Here is a 16,199-nt window from a genome sequence, read left to right as displayed (position 1 = left end):
CTATGTGGTATTTCGCTTGGATTTTAGGTGTACTTTTGGCCTGTACCTTAGGTGTAATAAATGTAATGTGGTACGAGTTTCATCAAAATAAAAACAGCATTGCTGATGATGAACAACCTATGCATGATTTATTAAACGAGGCTAACTCGACTAAAGATGACGACTAACCCTCGACCAGATCGCGCGCAGCAGCAGTCACTGCGCGCTTTTTTAAAGTTACAAAGTAAACCCGCTGCAGTGTGGTTAAAGTTAAGCATTGCACTGGGTACTTTTAACGCATTACTGATGATTGCAGGTGCTTATTTACTGGCTCAAGCTATTCATAATGTAATGTTTGAAGGCAGCAGCTTAAGCGGCGTTACACACTTACTGTGGCCCTTAGCAGCTATTACTTTACTGCGTGCAATATTTTTAGCATTAAGCGAACGCTTGAGTGCATATGCTGCACTTAAAATAAAATCGGCAATGCGCCAAACACTTCTAAATAAGCTCAGCTTACTTGGGCCAAGCTATATAGAACAACACGGCCAAGGCGCTACACTCAATACCTTACATAATGGTGTAGAAGCTCTTCACGACTATTATGCTAAATACCTACCTGGTGCTGCTTACAGCGCGCTTATCCCGCTGGCAATATTGGTTGTTATTTTTCCGACAGATTATAAAGCTGGGTTGATATTTTTATTAACCGCCCCGCTCATTCCTTTTTTCATGATTTTGGTAGGCTCAAAAGCCGAAGCTTTAAACCAAAAACGCTGGAAGCAACTTGCTGTACTGGGCAATTACTTTTTTGACCGCGTACAAGGTTTAACTCAACTCAAGCTATTTAATGCAACACGTACCGAGCTTAAACAAATAGCTAAAATTTCAGATGATTTTAGACACGCTACACTCGATGTTTTAAAAATCGCGTTTTTATCATCATTTGCACTTGAGTTTTTAGCCACCATTAGCGTGGCATTAGTCGCAGTAATTATTGGTTTTAGACTGTTTTTTGGCACTCTTGATTTTGCTACTGGCTTTGTGGTGCTACTTTTAGCGCCTGAATTTTATTTACCACTGCGCCAGCTAGGTAGCCATTACCATGCACGTTTACAAGGCATTAGTGCCGCTGCCGATATGGTTGCGATTTTAAATGCACCACTGCCAAGTGACGAAAATGCGTCAGTGACTACAAGCACGCCTGAAAACAATTTAACTTTAAATACAATTAGCTCAATAAGTATTACCGACCTTAATTTTATATACCCAGATAGTAACGAAGGCATTAAAAATATAAGTTTAACACTGCCAAATAAAGGATTAATTGCTGTTGTAGGCAGTAGTGGCTCAGGTAAAAGTACGTTGTTTGATTGCCTATTAGGGTTTCACCCTGAGGTGATTAACCACCTATCAATTAATGATCAGAGTTTAAGTACAACCGATATAACCTACTTGCAAAATAACATTGCGTGGATACCACAAAAAGCGACGCTGTTTTACGACACCATTGCTGCCAACATTAAATTGGCCAAACCAACTGCCACACAGCAAGAGCTTGAACATGCAGCAAAGCAAGCTGGTGTATTTGAATTTATAAATACCCTACCCGATGGTTTTAACACACTGATAGGTGAGCAAGGGGAAGGGCTTTCTGGCGGGCAAAAGCAACGCATCGCACTCGCTCGTGCATTTATAAAGCTAGCACCGGTTTTAGTGCTTGATGAGCCTACAGCGCACCTTGATAGCCAAACAGAGCTGCTTATTCAAGATGCTATTAATGAATACGCTAAAAATAACTTAGTATTAGTCATTGCTCATAGACTCAATACCGTTAAACATGCCAGCAATATCATTGTTATGCACGATGGAAAAATAGCTGAGCAAGGTCACTTTGAAACACTTGCAGCGCAAAATGGTGCATTTGCTGATTTATTAAAAACGGCTAAACAAGGGGTTGCGCATGCATAATTTTATTCGCTTATTAAAGCTTTGTGCTCCTCATTATAAAGCTATGCTATTGGGTACATTTTTAGCAACGATTACGGTATTAGCCAATGTGGGCTTGTTGGCTATTTCTGGCTGGTTTTTAGCATCAATGGCGGCTGCAGGTCTTGCGGGCGTGCAAATGAACTACTTTACTCCAGCAGGAACGATTCGTTTTTTAGCCATTGTACGAACTGCATCGCGCTATGGCGAACGCCTAGTTACTCATAACGCCACATTTTTATTACTAAGTGAAATACGTACCAATGTATTTGCAACGTTAAGCAAGCTTAACAATGTTGATTTAGCAATGAGCCGCAGCGCTGATCTAGTTAACCGATTACAAAACGATGTAGACGCACTCGACAAGTTTTATTTAAACGTTTTACTTCCTATGCTGGTCGCTCTTTTAAGTGTGCCAATCATCATGCTGTTTATGTCGGCTTATAATGGCAACGTCGCCCTTATTTGCTTTACAGGCATTGTACTTATTGGTGTGGTTATACCTGCTTTACTAAGTGCAAAGCTCATTAAAAACAGCCATAAAGAAACGCAGCTTAGTGCACAACTTCGCTCCGAGCTTTCAGATACACTAACGGGACTTAGAGAGTTGAGTATTTATCAAGCCCGTTCGCAGCAGCTTAATAAGTGCGACGAATTAAGCGAGCAATACAATCAGCAATTATTTATTCGCCACAAAGCACTGGCAAACTCAGATGGGTTAAGCTTGTTGGTTGTTCAATTAGCCATGCTTGCTAGCATAGTAACCATAGTCCCACTGGTTTACACCAACAGTATGGTAAATGTAGAACTTGCTATGTTAAGTTTATTTGTACTGGCAAGCTATGAAAGCGTATTGCTACTACCCAATGCGTTTATAGAGCTTCCTAGTGTATTAAAAGCAGCAGAGCGGTTGTTTACACTTGAAGATAAAGCCGCTAGCTCACAAGTTAAAGATACACATGTAGACGTTGATGAAAGCTTTAGCGCGCAAAACCACACGCTAGCACTTAACAATATTAGCTACCAATATGGTGAGCAAACAGCGCTTACTAATATCAGTTTTGAACTAAAGCCCCAGCAAAAAGTAGCAATTGTAGGTAGAAGCGGCAGCGGTAAAACGACGCTTGTAAATTTACTGACTGGTTTATGGCCTTTACAACAAGGCAGCATAACGCTAAATAATCAAAATAGCGTTGTTAACTTACATTCATTAAATAGCGATATACGCGCAAGTGTGATAAATATACTCGCTCAGCAGCACCATATTTTTGATGGCACACTGAGTGAAAATTTACGTTATGCCGCGCCAAATGCAACTAAAGAGCAAATGATTGAAGCGCTCTCATTAGCGCAATTAAGCCCATGGTTTAATGAGCTAAAAGAAGGTTTAAAAACACGACTAGGCACTGGCGGGCGTAACGTATCGCAAGGTCAGTCTAGACGTATAGCTATTGCACAAGCTTTGCTTAAAAGTCCGGCTATTTTGGTTCTTGATGAACCAACAGAAGGTCTTGATAATCAGTCTAAGCAAGGGGTAATGCAAGCAATAATGCATGTTATGAATAACGCGAGCGTGCTGACAATTACGCACGATCCCGCTCTACTTGCTCAAATGGATAATGTTGTATGGTTGGAAGACGGTCAAATAGTCGCACAAGGCTCTCATAAAGAGCTCAGTAGCGCTTATCCAGATTATGTTGCGCTAACTACCCGGTTTTAATACCTTTACAGACACGTCAATAACGCCGACTTTAGGGTCGGCTATTTTTTTAAACATACTTTTTGATAAATCAATAATACGACCTCGCACATACGGGCCTCTATCGTTGATTCTTACCGTGACTGATTTGTTATTAGCGAGGTTGGTAACAACCACCGTAGTACCAAAATCGAATTCTAAATGGGCTGCCGTGGCGGCTTGTTGGCTAAAGCGCTCTCCGTTGGCGGTTGTTCTTCCGTGGTATTTATCAGCATAAAAAGATGCTTTCCCAACTTGAGTGATTTCTCCAGCAGATGATTTAACAATAGGCTGGCTACTACAAGCGGCTAAAACTGAAGTAATAAAAAGAGTGACTACTAACTTAGGTAAACGCATAGGACGGCTTTTATTATATAAATTACCCGCATACTAACTCAATTACCCTGAGTATTAACTGAATTAGCTTAAAGCAGGGCAATAAAAAACCACCTTCGATTTATCATCTAGGGTGGTTTTTTTAATGCTTAAAGCAAACCCGCGAATTATCTTACGATGCCGCGCTCTGAGTTTTTAACAAAGTCGACCATCAATTTCACAGCAGGATACTTTGCGGCATCTTCACTAAGCGACTCAATAGCTTCTTCAGCACCTAAGCTTTTACGATAAAATGCTTTGTATGCACGGCGTACAGCCATAATTTCATCACTTTCGAAACCACGACGTTTCATGCCTTCTTTATTGATAGCTGCAGGGCCTGCTGGCATACCAATGGTAGTAACAAATGGTGGTACATCTTTGTTAACACCTGAATACATACCAATAAAGGCATGTGCACCAATTTTACAAAACTGATGAACACCCGAATTACCACCAAGGATAACCCAGTCACCAACATGTACATGGCCGGCCACACTTGCGTTGTTAGCAAAAATTACGTTATCGCCAATTACCGCGTCATGTGCAACGTGTGTATAAGCCATAAACAAATTATTACTACCAATTTTAGTAACACCTTGGTCTTGAATCGTACCACGGTGAATAGTGGCACATTCACGGATAACGTTGTTATCACCCATGATTAAAGTGGTTGGCTCGTTGTTGTATTTTTTGTCTTGGCAGGCTTCGCCCACAGACGCGAACTGAAAAATATGATTGCCAGAGCCAATAGTTGACGGCCCTTTAACAACAACGTGAGACTCAATAATACAGTTATCACCGATAACAACATCATTGCCAATATAACTATACGGACCAACTGAGACATTGTTGCCTAGTTTAGCGCCAGGTTCGATTATTGCTGTAGAATGGATCACTATTAAAACTCTCTTCTCGCACACATAATTTCGGCACTACACACTATTTTGCCGTCGACTCTAGCTTCTGCAGCAAACTTCCAAATGTTGCGACGTTCTTTTAAAAACTCAACATGAAGATGCATTGTATCACCAGGAATTACAGGTTGTTTAAAACGTGCGTTATCAACAGCAGCAAACAAATACAATTCGTTTTCGCTACGGTTTTCTACTGTTTTAAAACCTAATAAACCCGTTGCTTGCGCCATTGATTCTAATATTAGCACACCAGGAAAAATTGGCTGATTTGGAAAGTGCCCAGTAAAAATTGGTTCATTTATAGAAACATTTTTAATAGCATGTAAAGACTTGCCAGGTGTAAAATCAATAACACGATCAATTAATAGCATCGGGTAACGGTGCGGTAATAAACTTAAAATTTCTTGAATATCAAGGCTATTTAATTCGTTTGCCAAAATAGCATCCTTATTAGTGTTCAACGTTATGACTTAGCCAATGCTTCAAGCGCTTTAAGACGAGATTTCATGTCTGAAAGGTTACGCAAGTGAGCTATTGATTTACGCCATTCTTTGTTTGTTGTATGGGGCATACCAGATGAGTAAATACCTGGTTCGGTGATTGATTTTGTCACCATACTCATGCCGGTAATTATAACACCATCACATACAGACATGTGACCATTAATTGCAACCATGCCACCAATTTGACAGTTCTTGCCAATGCTAACGCTTCCTGCAAGTACAGTGCAGCCTGCTATTGCGGTGCCTGAATTAACTTCAACGTTGTGCGCTATTTGACACTGATTATCGATAATAACATTGCTATGAATGATGGTATTGTCCAGTGCACCACGATCAATTGTCGTACTTGCACCAATTTCAACTTTGTTGCCTATGATCACTGAACCAAGTTGAGGTATTTTAACCCACTGCCCGCGCTCATTTGCATAACCAAACCCATCACTACCTACAACACTATTTGCTTGAAACAAACAATCTGAACCAATTTCAACATCGTGATAAATAGTCACACTAGGCCAAAGCTTAGTGCCAGAACCTATTTTAACACGTTCCCCGATAAAACTGTTCGGACCAATTTGCGCGTTGTCACCTATAACTGCATGAGCTTCAATGACTGCGTTAGCACCAATAGCGGCGCTATCACTAACAATCGCTGTTGAATGAACAGTTGCACTTGGATGAATACCCGTCGAGGCTGAGCGTGGTGTTGTATCCATAAATTGCGCTAATTTTGCGTAACTTACATACGGATTAGCAACAATAATTTTGCTACCACTAAAGTACTCTGCATCGGCTTGGCTTACTATTACAGCACTAGCTTGAGTAGTCTCAAGTTGCGATCGATATTTTGAGTTCGCTAAAAATGCAATATGCCCAGAATGGGCATTTGCAAGTGTCGCTATTTTTTTTATTTCTAAAGCGCCATCACCCTGAAGTTCGGCGCCTAGAAGTTCCGCAATTTGCGAAAGCGTATAATTTTGCATAGAGTGATTATTTCTTACTAACAGCGGCTACAACTTTAGATGAAAGATCAGTCACTTCTTTAGGGTTAAAGTAAATAGTAGTGTCTTTTACTTTAACTTCGTCGAAGTCGCCGTCTTTAGCAATCTCTTCAATTGTTTTGATGATTACACCTTGAACTTTAGCAAGCTCTTGGTTTTGACGCGCTTTAATTTCTTGCTCTAAAGGGCGACCTTGTTCAGCAAGATTTTTTTGCATGCCCTGAATTTTTTCACGTAGAGTATCTTTTTGAGCTTGGCTCATAGTGGTACTTTCACGTTTAAATTTTTCAGCTTCAAAACGAATATCGCCTTGTAACTTTTCAAGCTCTTGACGACGTTCAGCAAACTCAGTTTGTAAAGACTGTTCAATTTTAGCCATTTGAGGAATTTGCTTGTAGATTTCCTGCATATCAACAATACCTACTTTGTGTGCAAATGCATTCACAGAAGTACCCATCATTAAAGTTGCTAAAACTGCTACAGCTGTTGATTTAAATAATTTTTTCACAAAAAACTCCTTTAGAAAGTGTTACTAATGTTAAAGCTGATGGTTTTCGTATCGTCATCTTCTTCTTTTTGCAATGGATACGCAAAACTGATCAACATTGGACCCATTGGAGAGATCCATTGTAATGAAAGACCGGTTGAAACCCTAAAGCGCATTGGGTCTGAATAGTCATCTAATTTAGCACGCTCATCGGGTGCTAAGTTTTGATAGCGATCTACGTTAAACTCAGTATCCCATACGTTTGCAGCATCAACAAAGAAGCTAGTACGTACAGAACTGGTATTTTCTTCATCTAAGAACGGCGTAGGAACAATTAGCTCCAAACCTGCCACAGCCTTAGCGTTACCACCAATACGGCCTTGTGGTATTAGAATATCAAACTCTGATGAACCACCAATGCTACCGGTTGTTGTACCGTCTGCACCTGGCGTGCCCGGAATAGACTGCGGTATACGCGATACAGCACGCGGTAATATTGTATTTCGATCAAAGCCACGCAGTTCCATTTCTGTTATGGTAAAGAATTCTTGAAAAGGTAATGTTTGCTCATACCCGTTTGTAGAACCATAGCCATTACCATAACCAAGCGCTGCACGCGTTGAGAATACCCAACGGTGGTCGTTTGATATAGGCCAGTAAAAACGCGAATCGTAATTCAGTTTAAAGTACTGAAGATCTGAGTTAGGCGTTGTTGCTGTTAAGTTTAGCGTTTGACGCGAACCCGCAGTTGGGAATAAACCACGGTTAACGGTAATACGCGACCAACCAACACTCAGCTCGTACTTAGTAAAGTCAAAGCCTGCATCTGGGTTGTCTGGATCTAAGAAAGTTTCACGAAGTACACGTGTTTGCTCGTACTCTGCAATATCAGAAAGCTCTTCTTTTATCCAACGAGCGCCAAAGTTAACACGATTTACAGCATCAATTGGGAAACCAATATTTGTGCCTAGACCATAAGTTTTAGATTTATATTCGACAAGGCTAAATTTACTTGCATCGTAGTTTCTGTAAAAAATGCTACTACCTTGCGATACGCCGTCTGGCGTAAAGTATGGGTCAGTGTACGATAAGCTTAAGCTTTCAGAACCTGTAGACGTATTAAGGTTTAAACCAATTTGGTTACCTGTGCCTAAAAAGTTAGATTCTGTTACACCAATATTAAACTGCAGACCTAAGTAAGAGCCATAAGCAAGGCCAGCATTAAAGCTACCCGCTGATTGCTCTTTTACGGTGAAATCTACATCTACTTGGTCATCCACACCGGGTACAGGTACTACATTAAAATCAACTTTTTCCATGTAAGGTAGGCGTTGAATTTGCAGTTTTGAACGCTCAAGGTTTTGATTAGATAACCATGCGCCTTCAAGTTGTGTCATTTCGCGGCGTAATACTTCGTCAGCGGTGTTTTGGTTACCGCCAACAATAATACGACGAACGTATACACGCTTACCTGGGTTAACCGATAGTGTTAGTTGCACTTCTTGCTTTTCGTCGTCAATTTCTGGAATTGTACGCACTTCAGCATTAGCGTAACCAAAACGGGCTAGGTAGCTTTTAATAAATTCTTCAGATGACGTAACAACAGAGCCGTTATAAAGCTCACCCGCTCTAAGTGGGATAACACTTTTAATTAAGTCTTCACGGCCAAGCAAGTCACCAATAAAGTCAAAACCTTTAACTTTATATTTTACGCCTTCAGTTAAGTTAGCTGTAACGTAAACCGATTCACGCTCAGGGCTTACTGATACTTGCGTTGAATCGATATTAAAACGTAGATAACCGCGGTCTAAATAGTAACTGCGAATTTTTTCTAAATCGCCTTCAATGGTTTGCTTTTGGTAGCGATCGCTTCCCATAAACTGCCACCAAGGTAAATCTTGTTGCGATTCAGCAAGTTTAAGAAGGTCTTCATTAGAAAAAAGTTCATTACCCACTAAGTTAATTTGGCGGATAGAAGCAGCATCACCTTCATCAAACTCTAACTTAAGTTTAACGCGGTTACGTGGCAGCTTAGTAATACTGATATCTACTTTAGCGTTATATTTACCAATGCTGTGGAAAAACTCAACTAAGCCTTTTTCGATACTATCGATAACGGTTTTATCAAGTGGTTCACCTTGGCGAATATCTTGCTGATCAAGAGACTCATTAAGCTGCTCGTCTTTAATGTCTTTATTGCCTTCAAACTCAATAAAGCTGATGGTAGGACGTTCCGTTACTTTAAAAATAACGTTGTTGCCATCACGAAGTGCTTTTATGTTATCAAAGTGCCCAGAACGATAAAGTGACTTTATTGTTTTTGAAATCGTATAGTCATCAACATTATCGCCTACGTTAATAGGAATATGTGTTAGCGCTGCACCAAGTGCTACGCGCTGCAAACCTTCAACTTTCAGGTCTTCAACAATAAAGGAGTTTTGGCCTAGGGCTGCAAAACTTGCACCCAATAAACTTGTTATTGCCAAATGTTTTTTTATAGCCATTTTATTATCTTTATCCTTTACAACTGTATTACCGCATAACACCTTACTAGTGGTGCTTTACAATCGTGTTCTAATTAGTAATTTGCCACGCTGTAACTACAAACGCGATACATCATTGAACAAAGCGAAACATGTTAGAAAAATGAGCAACAAGGCACCCACTTTAAAACCAAACTCTTGTGTCTTTTCAGAGACCGGCTTTTTACGAAAAAGTTCAATTATGTAATACATTAAGTGTCCGCCATCAAGCACTGGTAAGGGTAATAAATTAAATACACCCAAGTTAACGCTTATTAAGGCTAAAAAGCTTAAAAAGGCCACTAACCCATAGCTTACGCTAGTTCCAGCGCCTACTGCAATGCCCACAGGGCCACTTAAATTTTTAACCGAAACCTGGCCTGTAATTAAATTACCAATCATGTCAAAACTGAGTGTAATTAAGCGCCACGTTTCTTTTGTGCCTCGCACAATACTATCGAGCGGGCCGTAATGCCTTGTCTCTACATAGCCATCAGGCCATTGCTGTACAACAGGAGCAACACCTAAAAAGCCTTGCTCAATACCGTTATTATCAATGCGTCCTTTCGGAGTTACTATAATGGTTTGTATAGTATCTTGTCTTTTTACACTAAATTGTAAAGATTTGTTAGCTGATTGCGTAATAAGATTAACTAATTGCTGCCAATTGCTTATTGTTTCACCGTTTACAGCCAAAATTGTGTCGTTAACTTGTAAATTAGCGTGTTCTGCGGCTGAGTCTTTAGTTACGGCGGCAATTGTTAAAGTTGCTTGAGGTCTAAATGGCACAATACCTAACGAACTCAGTGGTGGTACGTCTCGTTGGTCAAGCTTCCACCCCTCTAAATTAAGCGTTTTAACGCGTGGTTGAAGGTTTTTATCACGAACAATAACTTCAACGCTTTCTTCGCCTAAGTTAGACATAAGCGCAAACGTGGCATCTTGCCATGTCGTTATGTCATCATCACCAATTTTTATAATATGTTGAGAAGGCATAATGCCCGCCTGCTCTGCGCGACTGCCTTCGGTTATGCTGCCAACAACTGGCTTAACCGATTGCACTCCTACCATATACATCACCGCAAGAGCAAAAATGGCAAACAGAAAGTTAGCCATTGGTCCCGCAGCAACAATAGCAATACGCGCTTGTACAGATTTAGAGTTAAACGATAAGTGACGTTGATTTGCTGGTACGTCATCAACTCGCTCATCAAGCATTTTTACATATCCGCCTAATGGAATAGCGGCAATCACGTATTCGGTATTATATTTGTCATGCCATTTTAACAGTGGCTTACCAAAACCAATTGAAAAACGCAGCACTTTAACGCCCATTTTTCGTGCAACCCAAAAATGGCCATATTCATGTATGGCCACTAAAATACCAAGCGCTAAAATAAATGAGCCAAGATTCCAAAAAAAATCAAACATATTAATGCGCCACTTTTGTTATAAATTCTGAAGCGCTAATACGCGCTAATTTATCACACTCTAAAATTTCATCTAGGCTTTGCACATTGGTGTAAGTTGCAGCTTCTAGCGTCTGTGCATTTATTTTGTATATATCGGTAAAACCAATTTTACCGTTTAAGAATGCGTCCACAGCTATTTCATTTGCTGCGTTAACCGTTGTTGTCGCACCCTGCCCTGCACTACACGCATCAATCGCTAATTGTAAATTTGGATAACGAGAAAAATCAGGTTTAGTAAACGAAAAATCACAAATGTCAGAGAAGTTTAACGGTTTAACACCCGCATTAATTCGCTCAGGATACGCAAGTGCATGGGCAATTGGCGTGCGCATATCGGGGTTACCCATTTGCGCTAAAATAGAACCATCGTGGTACTGCACCATTGAATGAATGATACTTTGTGGATGAATAACCACATCAATATCACTCGCATCACAATTGAATAACCACTTAGCTTCAATAAACTCTAAACCTTTGTTCATCATAGTTGCGGAATCTACTGATATTTTTTGACCCATCGACCAGTTAGGGTGTGCAACGGCTTCACTTACGGTTACATCTTTTAACGTATTTATATCACGCGTTAAAAATGGGCCACCAGAGCCGGTAAGCAAAATTTTACTTACGCCATGTTGCTGTAGTTTTTGATCGCCTTTGGCATTTTGTAACGAAGACGGTAGGCATTGAAAAATTGCATTATGTTCGCTATCTATTGGCAGCAAAGTGGCTTTATGTTGTTTAACTTTATCAATAAACAACTGACCTGACATAACTAAAGATTCTTTATTAGCTAGTAGTACTTTTTTACCCGCTTCAACAGCACTTAATGTAGGTAGTAAACCAGCTGCACCTACAATTGCCGACATTACAATGTCAACATCAGGATGAGCACATAAGTCACTCATTGCTTGCTCACCGTGCATAACAAGAGTTTGGCACTGAGTATTGGCTAAATACGCAGATAATTGCTCTGCGGCCTGCTGGTTAGCCATAATCGCATAAAGCGGTTCATGTTCAATACACAACTCCGCCATTTTCTTTGCATTTTGTCCTGCAGCCAAAACAAAAACATCAAATAGCTCTTTATTGCGCGACACAACATCAAGTGTACTTAAACCAATTGAGCCCGTTGCGCCTAAAATAACCAGCAATTGCTTTTGGCTCATAAACTAAGAGTCCACGCATAGCACATAACAAACATTGGAGCAGCAGCCGTTAAGCTGTCAATTCTATCTAAAATACCGCCGTGTCCTGGTAAACATCGACCGCTATCTTTTAAACCAGCTTCACGTTTAAACATGCTTTCCAGTAAATCACCTACCGCAGAAAACAACGCAATAAATGCTGTCATTATCGCGTACACAGGCCATACAACTAAATCAACATCGGTAAAGTGACAAAATGCTAATACAAAAATAATAGAAGCGACTACACCGCCTGCTAACCCTTCAATTGTTTTATTAGGGCTTACTTTAGGCATTAACTTATGTTTACCAAAACTTTTACCCGTAAAGTAAGCACCCACATCTGCGCTCCATACAATACCGAGTACCACTAAAATTAGCACCGAACCAAAATGAGTTGATTCAGCATATTGCGCGCTACGTAGTGTATTTAGTGCAAGCCATAACGGCACAAGCGTTAATAATCCTGCAATGCCGCGCATAACTAGGCCTTCATTCCACGCTTTAGCCATTTCTGGGTAGCGCCAAATTAAATAGCTAGCAACAATCCACCAAGCAAACGAAAGCGTAAATACGTAATTTGCATCACCGACTAGCTTGCCATTTTCCCATAATGATTCAATAGGCCAATGTAAATTAAGCAAGGCAAGTAAAGCGCCAATAAACACAACAAAGGCAGCACGTTTAAGCTTGTCGCAAAGGCCCATAAATGCAGACCATTCCCATGCGCCTAATAATACAATTGCACCAGCAAAGTAACTAAATAACGTAAGCGGTGTATAAAAAACCAAAGCCAATGCTAATGGAGCTAGCACTAGAGAGGTTAAAATTCGTTGTTTTAACAAAATGTGACCCTTATTCTATTTAGGTTTGAGCGAGTAATTGTTTTATTTGTTCGCCCGTACAACCAAAACGTCGCTCTCTGGCAACGTAACACGCAATGGCCTCAGCAAATGCTGCTTCATTAAAATCTGGCCAAAGTGTCTCGGTAAAGTAAAGTTCTGCATAAGCAACTTGCCATAGTAAAAAATTACTAATACGAACATCGCCACCAGTGCGAATAAGTAAATCAGGTTCTGCCTGATCTGCCATGCTCATATGCTGTGCTAAGCGCTCTTCTGTAATATCTTCTGCGTTTAGTGTGCCCTGCGCAACTTGCAAAGCAAGTTGTTTTGCCGCATTGGCAACATCCCAACGACCACCGTAATTAGCTGCAACATTTAAACGCAACCCGGTGTTATTTTCAGTCAGCTTATGCGCAGCGTCTACCTTGCTACGTAATCCTTCAGAAAATCGTGATAAGTCTCCAATAATGGTCAGTTTTACATTGTTTTTATGAAGCTTTTTAACTTCCTTTGTTAAAACAAATAAGAAAAGCTCCATTAAAGTGTTTACTTCGTCTTCAGGGCGGCGCCAGTTTTCACTACTAAAAGCAAATAAGGTTAACGATTGTATCCCTAATTTAGTACACAACTGAACAGATTGACGAACTGCGTCTACGCCTTTTTTATGCCCATACACACGAGGTCTATTTCTAGCTTGCGCCCAACGTCCGTTCCCATCCATGATGATAGCAACATGTTTGGGTAAACATTGCTGTGAAATTGTGTCAGCATCTAGAACCATAAATATCGAGTATTCCATAAAAAAACGCCGCCTAGTATACCCTAGACGGCGTTTCAAAACTAATAAAATTAGCTGTTTAGATTTCCATCAATTCTGTTTCTTTAGCAGCTAATAAAGTATCCATTTCTTTAATAAACTTATCAGTAAGCTTTTGAATCGCATCATCCGATTGACGCGCTTCATCTTCAGATATGTCTTTATCTTTTAATAAACCCTTTACATCGCCATTAGCATCACGACGAATGTTACGAATAGCAACACGACCGCCTTCAACTTCGCCACGTACAATTTTGATTAGGTCTTTACGACGCTCTTCTGTAAGTGGAGGAAGTGGTACGCGAATAACAGTACCTGCCGACATAGGGTTTAAACCTAAGTCAGATGCCATAATTGCTTTTTCAACAGCTTGCGCTAAAGACTTATCAAATACACCAATAGCAAGTGTACGAGAATCTTCAATTGTTACGTTAGCAACTTGGTTTAAAGGCGTTGGTGCACCGTAGTACGACACCATAATGCCATCTAGGATTGCAGGATGTGCACGGCCAGTACGAATTTTAGATAATTGGCTACCTAGTGCAGTTACACTTTTTTGCATGCGCGCTTGCGCGTCTTTTTGAATATCGTTAATCACGGTTTAATCCTAATTATTTGATTATTTCATCTGAGGCTTGTGAAGAAATAAGTGTACCTTCTTCTTCACCCATAATTACGCGTTTTAGCGCGCCTGATTTATTCATGTTAAATACGCTCAATGGCATATTGTGATCGCGGGCTAGAGTAAATGCCGCTAAATCCATAACTTTTAATTCTTTTTCAATGATTTCATTGTAGCTTAAGTGGGTATAAAGCGTCGCATCTGGGTTTTTAACAGGGTCATCACTGTATACGCCATCAACCTTAGTCGCTTTAATTACTGTATCCGCTTCAATTTCGATACCGCGTAAACATGCTGCAGAATCGGTAGTAAAAAATGGGTTACCAGTACCCGCTGCAAAAATGACTACGCGACCAGTTTTCAATAAACTAATTGCTTCAGCCCAGTTATAAGCGTCACATACACCATTAAGCGGAATAGCCGACATAAGACGACAATTTACAAATGCACGGTGTAGCGCATCACGCATTGCAAGGCCGTTCATAACAGTTGCAAGCATACCCATGTGATCGCCTACTACGCGATTCATACCTGCTTCTGCAAGTGATCCACCGCGTAAAAAGTTACCTCCACCAATAACTAAACCCACTTCTACGTCGAGCTCTACTAGCTCTTTAATTTCTTGTGCCATACGGTCTAAAACTTTAGGATCGATGCCGAAGCCTTCGTCTCCCATTAAAGCTTCACCACTTAATTTGAGAAGAACACGTCTAAAAATAGGTTTGCGATTGATAGTCATAGTATTGGGGCCAACTTTTATTGAATTATGGATAAAAAATAACCGCGCTTATGTTAAACATAAAAGCGCGGTTATTTTAAAGAATTTCTAGCTGCGAAGCAAAACCAAATAGTACTTTAATTGCATCTAATTTCATTATCCTTCACAAATAGTAATCTTACTTAGCTTTAGCAGCAGCAATTTGAGCAGCAACTTCAGCAGCAAAATCTTCTTCTTTCTTCTCGATACCTTCACCAACTTCTACACGTACGAAGCTAGTAACTGTTGCGTTTTTCTCTTTAAGAATATCGCCAACAGTTTTCTTAGGCTCCATGATGAAAGCTTGACCAGTAAGAGAAACCTCACCAGTGAATTTTTTCATGCGGCCAACAACCATCTTCTCAGCGATTTCAGCAGGCTTGCCTTCATTCATCGCGATTTCGATTTGTACTTGCTTTTCTTTAGCAACAACATCGGCTGGTACATCTGAAGGTGTTAAGTATTCAGGGCTAGATGCAGCAACGTGCATTGCAACGTGCTTAAGTGTTTCTTCATCAGCAACACCCGCAACAACAACACCGATACGATCGCCATGACGGTACTCAACTAGGTTTTCACCAGTTACGTACTGTAAACGACGTACATTGATGTTTTCGCCAATTTTAGTAACTAGCTCAACACGGTCTTCTTCAAACTTAGCTTGTAAGTCTTCGATAGAGATAGTGTCAGCAATTGCAGCGTCAGCAACTTTGTTAGCAAATGCTAAGAAGCTTACGTCTTTTGCAACGAAATCTGTTTGACAGTTAACTTCTACTAGTACTGCAACACCCGCGTTTTGCTTGATGATGATAGTACCTTCAGCAGCAATGTTACCTGCTTTTTTAGCAGCTTTAGCAGCGCCACTTTTACGCATGTTTTCAATCGCTAACTCGATGTCGCCATCAGTCTCAGTTAACGCTTTTTTACAATCCATCATGCCAGCGCCTGTGCGCTCGCGTAATTCTTTAACTAGGGCAGTAGTTACAGCCAT

At 40.4% G+C, this 16,199-nt stretch carries 16 protein-coding genes; 3 read left to right on the top strand and 13 right to left on the bottom strand.

From position 1 onward, the window contains the following. The first annotated feature begins 2 nt into the window (after positions 1–2). From cydX to cydC, 3 genes are read left to right on the top strand one after another with little or no spacing between them, the layout of a single operon-like run. Entirely contained in the window at positions 3–167 is a 165-nt protein-coding gene (cydX, locus tag GQR52_RS11550) for a cytochrome bd-I oxidase subunit CydX (protein ID WP_008133888.1), read from the top strand. Beyond that, the gene (cydD, locus tag GQR52_RS11545; protein WP_165728536.1) at positions 157–1,950 is read left to right on the top strand and encodes a thiol reductant ABC exporter subunit CydD; all 1,794 of its coding nucleotides are present in this window, start codon (positions 157–159) and stop codon (positions 1,948–1,950) included. Before cydX ends, cydD begins: the two co-directional genes overlap by 11 nt. Next, the gene (cydC, locus tag GQR52_RS11540; RefSeq protein ID WP_165728535.1) at positions 1,943–3,688 is read left to right on the top strand and encodes a thiol reductant ABC exporter subunit CydC; all 1,746 of its coding nucleotides are present in this window, start codon (positions 1,943–1,945) and stop codon (positions 3,686–3,688) included. Before cydD ends, cydC begins: the two co-directional genes overlap by 8 nt. On the opposite strand, the gene GQR52_RS11535 is transcribed toward cydC, so the two are convergent. The 13 genes from GQR52_RS11535 to tsf all read right to left on the bottom strand — a co-directional run bounded on the left by GQR52_RS11535 (position 3,671) and on the right by tsf (position 16,199). Next, entirely contained in the window at positions 3,671–4,063 is a 393-nt protein-coding gene (locus tag GQR52_RS11535) for a septal ring lytic transglycosylase RlpA family protein (RefSeq protein ID WP_010553743.1), read from the bottom strand. The two genes, cydC and GQR52_RS11535, sit on opposite strands and share 18 nt — an antisense overlap. 146 nt (positions 4,064–4,209) lie before the next feature. Then, complete coding sequence (gene lpxA, locus GQR52_RS11530) at positions 4,210–4,980, bottom strand: acyl-ACP--UDP-N-acetylglucosamine O-acyltransferase (RefSeq protein WP_007580998.1); 771 nt, start codon at positions 4,978–4,980, stop codon at positions 4,210–4,212. A 2-nt stretch (positions 4,981–4,982) separates the two neighbouring features. Further along, positions 4,983–5,435: a 3-hydroxyacyl-ACP dehydratase FabZ gene (gene fabZ, locus GQR52_RS11525; protein WP_007580997.1), complete on the bottom strand. Its 453-nt coding sequence runs from the start codon at positions 5,433–5,435 to the stop codon at positions 4,983–4,985. Between the two features lie 26 nt (positions 5,436–5,461). Continuing rightward, a complete protein-coding gene (gene lpxD / locus GQR52_RS11520; protein ID WP_165728534.1) occupies positions 5,462–6,484 on the bottom strand; it encodes a UDP-3-O-(3-hydroxymyristoyl)glucosamine N-acyltransferase in 1,023 nt (340 codons plus the stop codon). 7 nt (positions 6,485–6,491) lie between these two features. Next, on the bottom strand, positions 6,492–7,010 hold the full coding sequence (locus GQR52_RS11515) for an OmpH family outer membrane protein (RefSeq protein WP_007580993.1): 519 nt from the start codon (positions 7,008–7,010) through the stop codon (positions 6,492–6,494). 11 nt (positions 7,011–7,021) lie between these two features. Continuing rightward, positions 7,022–9,493, bottom strand: a complete 2,472-nt coding sequence (bamA, locus tag GQR52_RS11510) for an outer membrane protein assembly factor BamA (RefSeq protein ID WP_165728533.1) — start codon at positions 9,491–9,493, stop codon at positions 7,022–7,024. Between the two features lie 96 nt (positions 9,494–9,589). Then, positions 9,590–10,942 carry a sigma E protease regulator RseP gene (gene rseP, locus GQR52_RS11505; protein WP_165728532.1) on the bottom strand — a complete coding sequence of 451 codons (1,353 nt, stop codon included), beginning with the start codon at positions 10,940–10,942 and terminating at the stop codon, positions 9,590–9,592. Between the two features lies 1 nt (position 10,943). Beyond that, positions 10,944–12,149, bottom strand: a complete 1,206-nt coding sequence (ispC, locus tag GQR52_RS11500) for a 1-deoxy-D-xylulose-5-phosphate reductoisomerase (protein WP_165728531.1) — start codon at positions 12,147–12,149, stop codon at positions 10,944–10,946. Continuing rightward, positions 12,146–13,012, bottom strand: coding sequence for a phosphatidate cytidylyltransferase (locus tag GQR52_RS11495; protein WP_007580986.1), 867 nt, complete (start codon positions 13,010–13,012; stop codon positions 12,146–12,148). Before GQR52_RS11495 ends, ispC begins: the two co-directional genes overlap by 4 nt. A gap of 19 nt (positions 13,013–13,031) precedes the next feature. Continuing rightward, positions 13,032–13,811, bottom strand: coding sequence for an isoprenyl transferase (locus GQR52_RS11490; protein ID WP_165728530.1), 780 nt, complete (start codon positions 13,809–13,811; stop codon positions 13,032–13,034). A gap of 58 nt (positions 13,812–13,869) precedes the next feature. Further along, entirely contained in the window at positions 13,870–14,427 is a 558-nt protein-coding gene (gene frr / locus GQR52_RS11485) for a ribosome recycling factor (protein WP_007580984.1), read from the bottom strand. A gap of 13 nt (positions 14,428–14,440) precedes the next feature. Further along, on the bottom strand, positions 14,441–15,190 hold the full coding sequence (gene pyrH, locus GQR52_RS11480) for a UMP kinase (protein WP_007580982.1): 750 nt from the start codon (positions 15,188–15,190) through the stop codon (positions 14,441–14,443). 157 nt (positions 15,191–15,347) lie between these two features. Further along, the gene (tsf, locus tag GQR52_RS11475) at positions 15,348–16,199 is read right to left on the bottom strand and encodes a translation elongation factor Ts (RefSeq protein WP_007580981.1); all 852 of its coding nucleotides are present in this window, start codon (positions 16,197–16,199) and stop codon (positions 15,348–15,350) included.

This window comes from Pseudoalteromonas sp. 31A1, from assembly GCF_011378815.1.
GTDB classification, from domain to species: Bacteria; Pseudomonadota; Gammaproteobacteria; order Enterobacterales; family Alteromonadaceae; genus Pseudoalteromonas; species Pseudoalteromonas arctica.
This window is presented reverse-complemented; position numbering and strand designations above follow the sequence as displayed.